Origin of the sequence: Microcoleus sp. PH2017_12_PCY_D_A (assembly GCF_020738565.1) — a bacterium.
In the GTDB taxonomy this organism is placed as follows: domain Bacteria; phylum Cyanobacteriota; class Cyanobacteriia; order Cyanobacteriales; family Microcoleaceae; genus Microcoleus.
The window spans coordinates 38,882-53,910 of record NZ_JAEQCI010000023.1; the positions used below are offsets into that span (position 1 = coordinate 38,882).

Here is a 15,029-nt window from a genome sequence, read left to right on the forward strand (position 1 = left end):
GTTTAGACAAGTTAGCCAGTATTGACATGGACGCAGGAAGAAATCGTGGGATTTTCGGTCTGCTAAATGAAGCAGTGACCGAAACTGCACCAATTTTATGAGTCAAAGTTCGAGTTCTGGGAAAGAAGTAGCCAGCGCATTCACTCGATCGCATACTTTAACGTCGCAACCTCGGATTGAGCGTGCGGCTTTTTCTTGTTTGGGCGAGTTAACGCATTATCTGCGATACCTAGCCCAGAATAGAAAACCCGGAGATGCGATCGCACCTCAAAAAATACTGGCTTTTTTACTCGGTACTTCGATGTTTTACCCGTACAAGTTTTCTGGCACGGAACCCTCTAACTTTTATGTTATGGGTGTCCAAATTTTGATTTGCTTGCTGCTTTACTCTGGTCGTCAGACATCACAGTTGCACGGCAAATTTTCGCCACCTTGGATGCGGTTCTGCTGCGTCAAATTTAACAGCAGAGAGTCGAAGCACCACACTGTGAGAATCGGATCTTGCAAAGACCCTTATGATTGTAGCCGTTCTCACAAAAAATGGAAGCTATTTTCCGTTTTTTGTCAAGAACCTAGAAAACTTTGTCAGCTTAGCTTGACAATACTGACTCATGTCTTGCTCAGCTAAATCCTGAGAACGGCCCGGAAAAACTTGGGCGCGATCGAACGGCGCTGTTTTGTGTGGATATCTGGGTTAAAAGCTGCGGCGCAGTCTGCCAAAGAGTTAGCAGACAATTTTTGACTTGCCGGAATTGAGACCAATACAATCCGTGTAGGTGCACCCATCTTTACCCTGTTTCCCTGAATAGAATCATACGCAATCTGCGATTGAATAAAGCTTGCGAGCTTTAGTTGTAAGCCGGCAACTCTGGATGAGAGACCGACGATCGCCCCCAATGAAGCGTTGCGGGTTTAGTAGTGCAACAGGGGCTGTCTTTGTTAAGTTAGCTCAATTTTGAAAAATTGGGCCTGCTTTTGACATTACATCACATTAAGTTCGTAACGTCACATTCTCATTTAAGCTTGCGTGTGAGCTTTGCTGTCTGAGCGATAACAGCCAGAATGAGACAGTTTGCTAAGAGTTCCCTCGTGCGGTAATTGTTACGCAGCGAACTGCTCAGGTATTGCTCGTCTCTTTAGCTAATATCTACATTCATTTTAATCTCACAAACAACTTAAGTCGAATATTACTAAGTTTAGCTCGATCTCGCCAAGGTAGATCTTCCCGATCGGCGATCGCCTTGATGGCGCTGCACTCGATGGATTTGAGAAACTCCAAGCCCAAGAGAGCAGCTAGCCGTTCTACCGACACCTGTTCCCTCAAAAAATGCGACAGTATACCCGCAATCCCAACCATTATGATATAGCTGATTCCATCGAAAATCTCAAATCGAAAATTGTCTGACCTGGTTGTTGAAAAGACGTGCAACTTTATACTTGCTTAAAAAATATCCGCTGCAATATAAAGACGCCATGAAGCCTTTCTCCACAATTCTAAGTAATATTACGGAACGACCTGCTATATTTAAAGCCAACTCATACTATTTTAGATGAAAGATTGGGGATTGGGCATGGGAATGATTCATGGGATCGGCGCTGGGATCGGACAAAACAGTTGTATTCTGTTGGGAAACAAAGAGCGGCAAAACCAGGCTCGGGCTTAAGTATAAAGGCTGGCGCCAAGGACAAAAAATTGGCCCTCAACATTACCCTATTAAAAACAACTGTGCAACCGATCGCGATCGCCACTCCTGTTCCGCAGTCAATCACCCCTGGGCGAGTCGAAATCTCCGACAACCGCGATCGAATAATTAAACTGCCTCAACTGCACCATAATAAAAAGCTTCAAGGGCTGCGACGCAAGTTTTGTCGCCGTACAGACGCCCTTGTCGTTGCGAAATTCGATCGGCAATACTCTGCCTCCATTCCGATTCTAACCCCAGCCTCACAGCTATTTCTACGTATTCTGCTGCGGTTTGAGCAACTGTTTCGGTCACTCCCAGCATTTGCAAAATCCCAGAGGAATGGCGGCCCCGCATAAATTCTCCCGGACAAGTGACAACAGGTAAATTGCACGCGATCGCTTCCAAAGTCGTGTGGCCTCCAGACCAACCGAAACTGTCGAGAAAAACATCAGACAAAAGTTGAAGATTCCAATAAGCTTTCTCATCCATTTTAGGTAAAATCGCGCAAAAATCAGCGCTATCCAAACCGTACTTAGCAAAAGTCCGCTGGAGGCGCTGCTGAAACAGTTTACCAATATCAACATTCGGACGCGATATAAAAGCAAACTGAGCTTGAGGAACCTGTCGGGCAATTTCCGCGAAAATATAGTCGTGTTGCGGCAGGTATTTGCAGAGAGTTTGACAGCAGAGGTAAACAACAGCCTTCTCCCGCAGGCCAAAATTTGCACGGGTGGCCGTTGCTGCAGGAATCACTGGCTGCGGGTAAGAAATGCCAATATTCGGCAAGCGAATTAATTTTTCTGAATAATGCAAAACTGCATTTTCCGGTTCCATCAAATCGCTGGAGAGGAAGTAATCGACCGTGGGCAATCCTGAAGTCACCGGGTGCGCCCAAGAGGTACACTGAATGGGAGCAAGGCGCAAGGCGGCAAGTTGAGTTATTTGCGGTTGCAGCCCAATATCGAGGAATACCAGTACGTGTAATTGGTCAGCAATAATTTGTTGGCAGATTAATTCTAAGTTGCCGGGGATGTAGTGGAAGGTATCGCTGTAAAATCGGAACTGTTGAGTAAAGTTGTCTTGCGTCTCGGTAATTTGATAGCAATAGATTTCAAATTCGCTGCTGCCCTGTTGCAGCCAGCCGAGGGTTAATTTGCCCACTGTATGTCCCCACAAGCAGCCAGAGATGTAGCCGATGCGAATTTTGCCGCTTTTGCTGGGGGGAGGTAGCGGTAAATCCTTTGCCCACTGCCGATAGTTTGCAGCCATGACTTTGCGAACAAATTGCCCGTACTGTTTCTGGATATCTAAGTCGTTGCCGCCTTGATAAGCTAGAAAAAAGTTGGTGTGCTGACTGATAATTGTTAAAGCTTTTTGTTTGCCTGCATCTGTATCGAGGTTGGTTTGTTGGATTAACTGTTTGATTCCCGTCTCGAACCGATCGCGATAAACAGCTATTTCCTCTACACTTTCATAAATCACCGGCAGAATTAAATACTGTCCCGGATTAAAAAAGCAGTCTTCGGGAAATAAACTCGACCCATCAACCGCAACTGCGATCGCTTCTGAAGTTCTCCCGGATGCCAGAGAGGCCAAGACTAAATTGCGGTAAAGACTGGCGCCTGCTGGATAAAGCTCGATCGCCTCCCGGCAAACTTGAATGGCGGCTGCATATTCCTCTAAATGTTGGTAACACTCAGCCAAATTTAAGTATAATTGAAGGTCGCCTGTTTGAACTTCTAAAAATTTCCTGTACTCGATAACGGCTTGTTGGTATTCGCCGCGCCCGTAGCAATCGCTGCCAAAATAAAGGTATGCTTGAATTGGGTCATTTTTGAGACGGCGGGCAAATTCGAGATTGGCGACAACTTCAGCAGCATCGGGCTGCAATTGCAGGGCAGTTTCGTAAAGCTCGATCGCGCGATCGACTTCGGTTTGCGACAGCAGCAAATTGCCCAGATTCAGGTAGCTGCCAAAATGAGCGGGATTAAGTGCGATCGCTTGACGGTAAATTGACTCAGCTTGATTAATATTACCGATTTGTCCTAAAATATTACCTAAATTATTATAAGCATCAATGCAGTTGGGTTCGAGGGCGATCGCCTCTCGATAAGCTGTGACGGCACCGATAACATCCCCGGTTTTTTCCAAGACCAAACCCAAGCTGTAATGAGTGCCAGCTACGGAGGAATCCACTGCCAAACATTCGCTCAGCACCTGTTGCGCTTCTCGATACCGGTCTGTGGCATAATAAAGTATACCGAGATTTTGCCAAGCATCTACTTGATTTGGATCGTACTGCAAAACTTGCTTGTACTTCTCCTCTGCTGCGATAAATTGTCCGGCTTGGTGCAGGTTTAAAGCTTGACTGTACAGTTCTTGTGCGATATTTTTCCGGTCGGATTGCTGCAAATCGTAAATTGATTGAATCGCATCTCGATTTCGCAATTGCTGAAAAGTTGACCGCTCGTAATTGCCGGATGTATTGACATCCCAACTGAAAACCTGCAAGCCATTCCAAGCATTGCTAAATTCAGGCGCTGAAAAATCTAGCAGCAGTTGGCATTGAGGATTAGCGACGACAAAATCCCAGTTGGCTTGACGCGGAGTTTCCCAATTGCTATTGCTGACGACAATCAGTGCCGAGTCTGCTAAAAACGGTTTGGATAACAGTAAAGCTAGTAAGTGCGATCGATAATCATGAGCGGCATCATAAAATAATACACCAATGCGATCGGGTGATTGTATTTCCCGCAAATCCCAGAAAAATTCCTCAAAATTTTGATTGCAAAAGAAAACTTGTTCTGATATATTAAAATTGGCTAAGTTTTGTCCTAAATTATCGCTGCTGTCGCCAAAAGTATCAAATTCCGAAAAGTCATCAACGGCACAAGCTGTTATTTCTGCATGATTTAGCAGCGTACCGATTAAGCTTCCGCCTTGAAAGCAGCCGATTTCGCAGTAAATTTCATCGGGAGACATACATTCGACAGCCCAATTTAGCAACTGCATTGCATTGGCTGTCGTTGTGGTTTGAAGTGAGTTGATTATTTGCTGAAATTGATGGGACTTTGGTTCGGCTTGCGGTTGTCCCCAGTTATTGTACAACTCGGATATTTGTTCGAGAAATCTTTGGTATTCCATCTTTTGCGTTTGGTTCTTAAATGGTTCGTAGTGAGGACTTTAGTCCTCATAAAAGAAAGGACTGAAGTCCTTACTACGAACCTTTTTTAGAGCTAAATTCCTGAGGGAAGAAAGGACTGAAGTCCTCACTACGAACCTTTTTTAGCGCTCGATTCATGAGAGAAGAAAGGACTGAAGTCCTTACTACGAACCTTTTTTAGCGCTCGATTCATGAGAGAAGAAAGGACTGAAGTCCTTACTACGAACCTTTTTTAGCACTCGATTCATGAGAGAAGAAAGGACTGAAGTCCTTACTACGAACCTTTTTTAGAGCTAAATTCCTGAGGAAAGAAAGGACTGAAGTCCTCACTACGAACCTTTTTTAGGAGATAAAGTCCTCGGGAAAGAAAGGACTGAAGTCCTTACTACGAACCTTTTTTAGGAGATAAAGTCCTCGGGAAAGAAAGGACTGAAGTCCTTACTACGAACCTTTTTTAGCGATCGATTCATGAGAGAAGAAAGGACTGAAGTCCTCACTACGAACCAATCTTTCGTATTACTGTTGGTTGCGGAGGCGGGGATTGACAAATTCGTTCAATCCTTCTCCCACCAAAGACAGTCCGACTACCATTAAAGTCATGGCTAAACCGGGAAACAAAGCTGTCCACCAAATACCGGTAGGTAGGGCGTCTAAAGCTAAGCGCAAATCGTGTCCCCATTCGGGGGTTTCTTCGGGAAGTCCTAAACCGAGAAATCCTAAACCTCCTAATGTTAAAATGGCATCGGCGGCGTTGAGCGCGAACAGCACCGGTACGCTCTGAATCACGTTGAGAAATAAGTAGCGCGACAGCACTGTCCAAGTGTCTGCACCCATGGCGCGGGCGGCTTCGACAAATAATTCGGTTTTGACGCTGGCGGTGTGATTCCTGACGACGCGGTAGTATTGAGGGATGTAGGAAATGCTCAGGGCGATCGCAGCATTCAATACTCCTTTTCCCACGACAAATGCTAAAGTTAAGGAAAGCAGCAATCCCGGCAACGTATAAATTGTATCCATTAAAAATAACAGCGCGCGATCGAGCTTTCCGCCCAAATAACCGCTAACCAAACCCAGCGGCACTCCGACAAACAAACTCAACGCTGTCGCTAAAATCACGACTTGCCAAGCCGCCCGCGAAGCAAACAGCGTGCGCGAAAAAACATCGTAGCCGCTGCGGCTGGTACCAAACCAATAATTCGCCGACGGCGGTTCGTGAATCGGGTTAATCAAAGCATCGGTAGGATTTTGCAGCCATCCCCAAGCTTGCATTGCCGGAGACAAGGTTGCTACTATGATAAATAAGGCAGTTATTGCCAAACCCGCCCACATCATTTTCATTGACAGGCTTGACGGTGAGGCAATGTTGAGAAATCGCGGTAACTGAATTTTGGTTAGTGTCATTTTTAGCTATTTACTCAGCGAACATTAGTCTAATTTTTGCTAAATTTTCCTGGGCTGCTGTACAGTTTTCATCGAAAGTCAGCGCTAGTTCAAATGCCGATACTGCATCCGACCAGCGCTTCAGGTTAATATAAGCTAGACCCAAACAGCAAGCCGGGTCGGTGGTAGTGAAACTTGGCTCGAAAGGTTCTCCTTTATAGTAGCTGCTATCTTTGCCCAGTTTCAGGCAATTCTCAAAGTAAGCAACGGCACCTAACGGAAATCCTAAATTAATTAATGTCATGCCAGCTATATAATTTAGGGGAGGATAGTTGGGACACCATTCTAGACCTCGCTGACAAAGTAACACGGTTGTTTCATAGTCTTTATTTTGGAGCGATCGCCCTGCTAAAGTAAAAACGGCGTTGCTTAATCGGGGTATGAAAAAAACAAGTTGAAAATCCCCAAGCTTTGTCGATACTGGTTTCCATGACTGGTATATTTAGCCTTTCCTACCGTAAATCAGCAACGCCAAAACGGCGTCACTCTAATTTTATCAAACATCATCGCAGGCGATCGACCAGGTTCGTAGTGAGGACTTTAGTCCTTCAGGTTCGTAGTGAGGACTTTAGTCCTTCAGGTTCGTAGTCAGGACTTTAGTCCTTCAGGTTCGTAGTCAGGACTTTAGTCCTTCAGGTTCGTAGTCAGGACTTTAGTCCTTCCGAAAGCGCGGACTGAAGTCCTGACTACGAGCCAATGCGATTGCGGTCATTCTCTACAGACACAATCTTACAAATTGCTGGCAATTAACTCGCGGTACTGGCTTTTCGGCTTAACTCCCTTGAGCTCAGTCACCAAAGCCTTATCTTTAAAATACTGAATCGTCGGCGTACCAATCACGCCAGCATTTTCAGCAATTTCCGGATCTTCTTCGATGTCAATTTCCACATAGTGAATTTTGCCATCGAACTCGTCTACTACTTTGCTCAAAATCGGTTTGAGACTGTGGCAGGGGCCGCAACTCGGAGCCGAGTATTTGACCACAATCAGCCGATCGCTCTCGTGGAACAACTTCCGCAGAGCAAAACCTCCTTCGTGGCGGGTGTCGTTGATATCAAAATTCTCGCTGGTTTTGCGGACTTTGGGAGCTTCCGGCGCGGCGGGTGGTCGATCGGATTCCTCGGCTTGATGAAATTCTTGCATTAAACCGTTGGACGACAGCCAGCGCTCTGCGAGCATCGCCCCCATACAGCCGCTGCCGGCCGCAGTGATGGCTTGGCGAAACTCGTGGTCTTGCACGTCGCCCACGGCGTAAACTCCCTCGACGCTGGTTTCTACCGAACCGTGTTTGGTGGCAATATAGCCTACTTCGTCGAGTTCTAGTTGACCTTGGAACAGTTGAGTGTTGGGAGTGTGACCGATCGCGTAAAACAAACCCTTCACCAGCAAATCGCTCTCGGCACCGGTTTCAATATTTCTCAGTCTCACCCCGTCCATTTTGCCTCCCGGCACTCCCAAAATATCCACGGCTTCGGTGTTCCAGTGGACGGTAATTTTAGGATTGCTCAGCACTCGGTCTTGCATGGCTTTGCTAGCGCGCATCCGATCGCGCCGCACCAGCATGTGGACGTGAGAGCCGTATTTTGTCAGATAAATAGATTCTTCCGCTGCCGTATCGCCCGCGCCGATGACAGCTAAATCTACTCCTTTAAAAATTGGGGTAGCGCCGTCGCAAATCGCACAGGCAGAAATGCCGTGACTCCAAAATACGTGCTCGCTAGGCAAACCCAACCTTTTGGCAGTCGCGCCTGTAGCGATTACTATGGCGTGGGTTTTGATTTCTCGGTCTTCCGATCGCACTGTAAACGGACGCTGGCTCAAATCGACGTAAGTTACATCTTCCGTGTATAACTCCGCACCCCAGCGCACTGCTTGAGCTTTCATCCGATCCATCAGTTGCGGCCCGGTGATGCCTTCGGGAAAGCCGGGGAAGTTTTCGACTTCTGTGGTGGTCATCAGTTGACCGCCGGGGATGCCTCCGGTTTGGTAGCCTTCAAAGACTATGGGTTTCAGGTTGGCTCTCCCGGCGTAGATGGCTGCTGTGTAGCCTGCTGGGCCAGAGCCGATAATTACTAGGTTTTCTACGGTTTCCTTGGTCATAGCTATTTAGCTGAACTCATAACGACTTCGTTTAATTTATTGTAGCAGATTTAAAGCTTGAGGCTATACGATTTTAGATTTTAGATTTTAGATTTTAGACTTTAGACTGGCAATGATTGATTTTGTATGGGTTTGCAGCTTGCTTACAGTTGCATTCTTTTTTTTCACTTAGGTTGATGCGATGGTGCGATCGAGTGTATCTACTATTTTTCAGGGAATGAGGGCGATCGGGACAATTAAAGCTAGTTTGATAAGCAAAAATGATACTAAAACTAATTTTATTTTAAATGTTCAATCAATTTCCCAAAACCCCCAAAATTACCCCCCTTCACTATTGATTCCATTCTCATTTGCTTGACGAATTTGCGCCGTTTGAGCTATTATACAATTCCGATACTCAAGGGGTGCTATGACTAATTTTTGATTTTAAGCCTGAAACCCTTTAAAACCGTAAAATTATCAATTTTGTAAATGTAATATCTACAATTTTTTATGCGAAATACGCATTTTACGGTTTAAGAATTGTAACGTAAATTTGGGTTAATTTGACAAAAAACAGTGTTTGTGATATGTAATGCGCGATCGGGGAAAAATGCGATCGAGATTTTTACTTTCTTCCCAGCAGAAGATTATCTACTACTACTTCTTCTTCTTCTTCTTCTTCGTGTTCTTCGCGTCTTCGCGGTTCAATCATAGGAATTCCTCCGCGTCGAAAAGACTAACCGATCCATCGCACAGGCGGGACGCCCGTGCCACAATTAACAGAGAATTTTGTACTTGTGTCTGATGGATAAAACCAAGATATTGTTTGTGTGCAGCCAGAATAAGTGGAGGAGTTTGACTGCCGAGAAAATATGCCAGAAAATTAGAGGGTACAGCGTGCGATCGGCTGGAACGGAAAAAGGTGCGAGAATTAGAGTAACTGAGGGTTTGATTGGCTGGGCAGATCTAATATTTGTGATGGAAAAGAAGCACAGCGATCGACTTGGCAGCAAATTTCCCGACAGTCTTAAAGGCAAGAAGGTTATTTGCCTGCAAATCCCCGATAATTACAGATATATGGAACCCGAGTTGGTCGAGATTTTGCAGGCGAAACTGAGTCCGTATCTGGAAATGTCCGATAATCAGACGAATTTTATGCAGCGCGTTCTAGAACCGGAGGTTATGGATACTTGGGAAGAAGCTGTCGAGTACGACTCGATGGATTTTACTGAGGTGAATGCTGCTTTTGCTAAAAGTGCGAGATCTCTCGGGCCGATGTGTGGGAAAATCTTGGATGCTGGGACTGGTACGGCGAGAATCCCGATCGCCCTTGCTCAAATGCGTCCGGCTTGGGAGTTGACTTGCATCGATTTGTCGGCAAATATGCTGAAGCTAGGACTGGAAAATGTGGAAAAAGCGGGAGTTCGATCGCAAATTAATCTAGAATTAGTTGATGCTAAAGCCATGCCTTATCCCGATCGCTATTTTGACATGGTGATTTCCAACAGCATTATCCACCATTTGCCCGACCCGCTGCCGTTTTTCCAGGAAGTCAAGCGAGTGTTGAAACCGAACGGAGCAATATTTTTGCGGGATTTACTGAGGCCTCTCGATGAGATAACCAGGGATAATTTAGTTCAGATGTACGCCGCAGATTGCAATTCGCATCAGAAACAATTGTTCGGCGATTCGCTGCAAGCGGCTTTTACGCTGGATGAAGTTGAGACGATGATGCAAAATGCCGGATTGCATGGGTTGAGGATTTATGAATCTTCGGACAGGCATTGGACGGCCGAGCGCGCTTGGATGTAAAGTGTGGATTGTGCGATCGAACTAAATTTTTCCTACTCGCTCCAGAATTATCTCCTATCCCATGAAAGTTGTTCGTAGTGAGGACTTTAGTCCTCAAATTTTCAGGAGGACTAAAGTCCTTACTACGAACCAATTTTTGCCGCTTGTCTGCTCGATCGACTTTTGAAATTTGGAGGAGGACTAAAGTCCTTACTACGAACCAATTTTTGCCGCTTGTCTCCATCTACTTGGCAAATTTGGAGGAGGACTAAAGTCCTTACTACGAACCAATTTTTGCCGCTTATCTGCTCGATCGACTTTTGAAATTTGGAGGAGGACTAAAGTCCTTACTACGAACCAATTTTTGCCGCTTGTCTGCTCGATCGACTTTTGAAATTTTGAGGAGGACTAAAGTCCTTACTACAAACCAGTTTTTGCCGCTTATCTACTCAATCTAACTTTATAGTACCGAAGATTACCCGATCGCGCCCTCTGTCTTTAGCTTGATAAAGCGAACAGTCGGCTGCTGCAATCAAATCTTTTTTTGAGATTGTCGGTCCAGGAACCGTACTCGCTACTCCCAAACTCAGTGTAACACAAGCAGACACTGGTGAGTTAATATTTTCAATTGCCAGTTTTTTCACCGAGACTCTAATATGTTCTGCAATCGAGACAGCAATCTTTGGTGAAGTTCGAGGCAAAATTACCGCAAATTCTTCACCTCCGTAACGAGCCACCAGCATTTCCTCCGAAACTTCGCCTGCCGAGTCATTTACCGCCTCAACAATTTTTTGTGCTACCTGCTGCAAACAAGCATCTCCCGCCTGATGTCCGTAACTATCGTTGTATTTCTTAAAAAAGTCAATATCACATAAAATCAAAGATATTTCTGCTGCTTCTTGTCCCAATCTCTGCCATGTTTTATCTAAATATTCGTTAAAACAGCGGCGGTTTGCTACCAAAGTTAAACCATCGGAGTTAGCAAGGCGATACAATTCGGAATTAGCTGTTTTTAATTGAGAATTAGCTGCTTCTAGTTCAGATTGTATTACCGATAAATTGTAATAAAGCTCGCTAATATACCAAGTAGCTTGTTGGTGAATTTGAGCTAAAGCTACCAATACTTGATGCACGTCTAACAGTCGGTAAACTTGAGGTGCTAACTGCACAACAATCGGCTCGTAAAGTAGTTCCGGCGGCCGCTGCACGGCTCGCTGAGCAGCCATGACAATTAAGGCTACTTCTGGTAAAATCAAAGTATCGGTTTGAGCTATTTGATACAAAGCCAGAATTGGTCTGCAAGCAAATATATCTACTCCGTATGGGCGACTCATCCTTTCCATAAATCGCCTGCGCGATATCATTCCTAAAAAATCTCCATTTACGGTCAAGATAACTCCCGGAAGCAGGGGGTGAGATTGAAACAACCGAGCTACTTCTTTGGCTAGGAATGAAGCTTCAATCTGAAAATCAAAGACAGCCAAATCCTTAAGAGTAGACTCTAAAGTTAAATTTTCGGGTGGTTTTTCAGGGAAGTTAGATGGCGCGATAAATTCCACAGACACAGCGCATATCCGAATGAACAATACAGCAGCAACAAATCTAGTGTCAGCTCTTAAATTATCTTAACATTTATTGATGAGCATTGGCTGTATTCTTGACTACAGTGTTTGTTTGAGGAGCGGCTGATTCGTTAACTTCGGCAGTGGCTGCATTGCATTGATTCATCCTCACTTAATTATGGATTTGTTGAATTATTACTCGATTTTTTACTGTTGGCTTTTACTGTTGGTGTTTAATTATAAAGATGTATCCGATTTGAATATGTTGTATGAAAGCTGCCAAATGCAGGAGTTCGATCGACCTAAACAATCTAAACTATTTCCTGGAGGGCATTCAAATAACACTCACAGACCGATCGTCCGAAACAAACCAAAAGCACTTGGTCGATCGAGCTATTGTTGGCGAGAAACTGCTTAACTTCAGACACAGCAATTTTGGCAGCCCGGTCTATGGGGAAACAAAACAGGCCCGTACTGATAGCCGGAAAAGCAATTGTGCGGATTTTGTACTGCTCGGCCAAAGTCAAACTGTTGCGGTAACATCGAGCTAACAGCTCATCCTCTCGACGAGTACCAATTTCCGAGACGGGGCCAATTTTCCAAACGGGGCCGACGGTGTGAATTACCCAGCGACAAGGAAGGCTGTAACCGCCAGTAATCTTAGCCTCACCAGTCGCACAGCCATTCAATTTTCTGCATTCTTCCAACAAACCGCGGCCGGCCGCCCGGTGAATGGCTCCGTCAACACCGCCGCCTCCCAAAAGAGTTTCGTTGGCTGCATTGACGATCGCATCCACCTCTTGCTTTGTAATATCGCCTTCAATAACTGTTATGCGTTCTAACATCGCTATTCAAAATTTTAAATCTCAAATCGAGCTTAACAAATTGGAACAGGGCCCGCAATGCAAACCCAACTCTCCCAATTTCCGACGGGCAAATTTATCTGCCGTTAGTACGGCAATCCTCTGCTGGTTTGTGAACGAGACTTTTTTTATGAACCGCAGAGGACGATATTGACGCAGAGGAAGAGAAGAAAAGAGAGAGAGAGAGAAGAGAGTAGCAGCTATGCTGACAGCAATTTCACAATTCCCTCACCAACCCCAAGTTCCGATTCCTCCCTTAAAAGGGCCGACAATATCTTTGGTAATCCAGCCTCCGTAAAAATCCCCCGGTTGAGATTCTACTAATTCCCCGTCCACATAACAAGCATCCATCAGGCTCGGATAAAAAGCTACATAATCTTTAATAGCTGCAAAAACCTGATTGGGATGAGGATAAAACCAAGCAGCATTTACAACTTCCTTCGACCCTACCGTCACAGTGTAATAACCCGCTTGTCCCTTCCACTCGCACCAAGATCCCCGTGAAGTTTTATGCAAATATTCCATTTGGATGTCCTCGGGAGAGATATAGTAGGCAGGAGGGTGACTTGTTTCCAATACCCGCTGAGCGCGGCGCGTGTCGGCGATCGTCATTTCATTAAAAATTATCTCTACGTGTTTGGTCGATTCCTCCAGGCGAGGGGGACGCGGATAATCCCAAACAGACTCTTGACCGGGGCCTGGCTCTATGCGATCGAACTTCACTTGCACAATCTCTCCTCCAAAAACAATTAGCGACTTATCGTGACAATTTAATGTACCCTTAGTCTAGTCGCTACTTCAGGCAATCACCAGCTTTCTTCAACTCTCCATCATATGAGCATTCGCGGTATAGATGTTTCCGACTACCAGCCCAACGTCAATTGGCAAGCAGTTGCCAAGGGAGGCATTCTCTTCGCATTTGTCAAATCCACCGAAGGTGCAACGTTAGTTTCCCAAACTTTCGCCCGGAATTGGACGGGAATGAAAGCTGCGGGGATTCAACGCGGTGCTTACCACTTTTTTCGACCGGCAAGCAGCATCCAAGGACAGATAGATTTGTTCTTGAAAACTGTCAAACTCGAAGCGGGGGATTTGCCGGCAGTCTTGGATGTGGAAACTACAGGCGGTTTAAGCGGGGACGAGTTGTGCGATCGCGCCACAACTTGGCTAGAAGCAGTCGAAAAAGCCACCTTGATGCGACCAATTATCTACACCTACCCCGGTTTCTGGGACAACCTCGGGACACAGCGGTTGGCAGATTACCCGCTGTGGATTGCTCACTATACCAGTGCCGAGGAACCTTGGGTACCCGGGGGCTGGAAGACTTGGACTTTTTGGCAGTACAGCGACACCAGCACCGTATCGGGAGTTTCGGGCAATGTAGATGCCAATATTTTTGAAAGTGTCCGAGAAGGTGCCATCAATTATAAAGTTGCAGACATCCAGAAGCAATTAAGAACTAAAGGCTTCTATCAAGGCGCGATGGACGGCAAATTTGGAGCTACCACCACAGCCGCTCTCATCTCGTTTCAAAAATCTCAAAATCTCAATGCAGACGGCCTGGCAGGCATCAAAACCTGGGCTGCGTTGATGAGAAAATCTCCCAAAGTAATTGTCCCCCCTCCAACTCCGACACCAACTCCCAAACCAACTCCGACACCAACTCCCATATCAGCCGCGCGGCTGACTGAGCTATTCTCATCTTATCAAGCTAGCGCTAGCCAAGATACTGCCTTGATTTGGCTGCAAAGTCAAGTTTCTACCTCTGTTTTAGGAGAATTTGCTCAAAAGTGGCGGACAACTGCCGCACCTCAAGATACTAATTTGCGATTGATAGATGTCGGCAAATTTTATCGCGGTTTGGCAGAACAAGACCAAGCTTTAGATTGGCTGCAAAAACAAATTTCGCCGGCTGTTATTGCCGAGTTTGCACAAAAGTGGCGCGCTCAATCTACTGTCCCAATTTCTCCGATTCGGCTGATAGATGCGTGCAAGTTTTATCGGGCTGCACCTAATCAAAACCAGGCTTTAGATTGGCTGGAAGGGAAAATTTCGCCGAGAATTCTCTCGGAGTTTCTTCGCCGATGGCAGAATGCTGGCGGTGACGGCAAGTAATATTATTTCCGGTAAAATAACCATTGTCGGGTTGGTAGTGAGGACTTCAGTCCTCAAAGTTTTTAAGAGGACTGAAGTCCTCACTACCAACCAATCTTATTTGTATGGGGTACAGATTGGTAATTAGTAAGCTGTTGCACCAATAAACATTGCATATTTAGGACGGGCGGGACGCCCATCCCACAAGAATCTCATTTTTTTTGATATGCAATTTAAATGCCGCAACAGCTTAATTGGTAATTGAGCTTTTACCCTTCTGGCTAAAATCGCTCTAAGTATATCCACTTAATTAAACGTAAAATAGAGATTACGCTCAAGCTTGCTGTGT

General features: G+C 45.5%; 12 protein-coding genes. 3 read left to right on the forward strand and 9 right to left on the reverse strand.

Going from position 1 to position 15,029, the window contains the following annotated elements:
- Positions 1–97 precede the first annotated feature (97 nt).
- The gene (locus JGK39_RS06245) at positions 98–628 is read left to right on the forward strand and encodes a hypothetical protein (RefSeq protein ID WP_293251221.1); all 531 of its coding nucleotides are present in this window, start codon (positions 98–100) and stop codon (positions 626–628) included.
- On the opposite strand, the gene JGK39_RS06250 is transcribed toward JGK39_RS06245, so the two are convergent.
- The 6 genes from JGK39_RS06250 to trxB all read right to left on the reverse strand — a co-directional run bounded on the left by JGK39_RS06250 (position 625) and on the right by trxB (position 8,388).
- The gene (locus tag JGK39_RS06250; protein ID WP_293251223.1) at positions 625–786 is read right to left on the reverse strand and encodes a hypothetical protein; all 162 of its coding nucleotides are present in this window, start codon (positions 784–786) and stop codon (positions 625–627) included. The two genes, JGK39_RS06245 and JGK39_RS06250, sit on opposite strands and share 4 nt — an antisense overlap.
- A 367-nt stretch (positions 787–1,153) precedes the next feature.
- Entirely contained in the window at positions 1,154–1,357 is a 204-nt protein-coding gene (locus JGK39_RS06255; protein WP_293251225.1) for a hypothetical protein, read from the reverse strand.
- 454 nt (positions 1,358–1,811) lie between these two features.
- Positions 1,812–4,829, reverse strand: a complete 3,018-nt coding sequence (locus tag JGK39_RS06260; RefSeq protein WP_293251227.1) for a tetratricopeptide repeat protein — start codon at positions 4,827–4,829, stop codon at positions 1,812–1,814.
- 535 nt (positions 4,830–5,364) lie between these two features.
- On the reverse strand, positions 5,365–6,249 hold the full coding sequence (locus JGK39_RS06265) for an ABC transporter permease (protein WP_293251229.1): 885 nt from the start codon (positions 6,247–6,249) through the stop codon (positions 5,365–5,367).
- A gap of 10 nt (positions 6,250–6,259) precedes the next feature.
- The gene (locus tag JGK39_RS06270; protein WP_293251231.1) at positions 6,260–6,598 is read right to left on the reverse strand and encodes a tetratricopeptide repeat protein; all 339 of its coding nucleotides are present in this window, start codon (positions 6,596–6,598) and stop codon (positions 6,260–6,262) included.
- A 419-nt stretch (positions 6,599–7,017) separates the two neighbouring features.
- Positions 7,018–8,388, reverse strand: coding sequence for a thioredoxin-disulfide reductase (gene trxB / locus JGK39_RS06275; RefSeq protein ID WP_293251233.1), 1,371 nt, complete (start codon positions 8,386–8,388; stop codon positions 7,018–7,020).
- A gap of 786 nt (positions 8,389–9,174) precedes the next feature.
- Between trxB and JGK39_RS06280 the strand changes: the two genes are divergently transcribed.
- Positions 9,175–10,182, forward strand: coding sequence for a methyltransferase domain-containing protein (locus tag JGK39_RS06280; protein ID WP_293295969.1), 1,008 nt, complete (start codon positions 9,175–9,177; stop codon positions 10,180–10,182).
- A 428-nt stretch (positions 10,183–10,610) separates the two neighbouring features.
- Here the strand turns inward: JGK39_RS06280 and JGK39_RS06285 are convergent, their stop codons facing one another.
- The 3 genes from JGK39_RS06285 to JGK39_RS06295 form a co-directional block, all read right to left on the reverse strand.
- Positions 10,611–11,726, reverse strand: a complete 1,116-nt coding sequence (locus JGK39_RS06285) for a GGDEF domain-containing protein (RefSeq protein WP_293295970.1) — start codon at positions 11,724–11,726, stop codon at positions 10,611–10,613.
- A 308-nt stretch (positions 11,727–12,034) separates the two neighbouring features.
- Positions 12,035–12,568, reverse strand: coding sequence for an O-acetyl-ADP-ribose deacetylase (locus tag JGK39_RS06290; protein WP_293251239.1), 534 nt, complete (start codon positions 12,566–12,568; stop codon positions 12,035–12,037).
- A gap of 246 nt (positions 12,569–12,814) precedes the next feature.
- Positions 12,815–13,309, reverse strand: coding sequence for a DUF427 domain-containing protein (locus JGK39_RS06295; protein ID WP_293251247.1), 495 nt, complete (start codon positions 13,307–13,309; stop codon positions 12,815–12,817).
- A gap of 111 nt (positions 13,310–13,420) precedes the next feature.
- Between JGK39_RS06295 and JGK39_RS06300 the strand changes: the two genes are divergently transcribed.
- Positions 13,421–14,701, forward strand: coding sequence for a GH25 family lysozyme (locus tag JGK39_RS06300; protein WP_293251241.1), 1,281 nt, complete (start codon positions 13,421–13,423; stop codon positions 14,699–14,701).
- Positions 14,702–15,029: the final 328 nt, after the last annotated feature.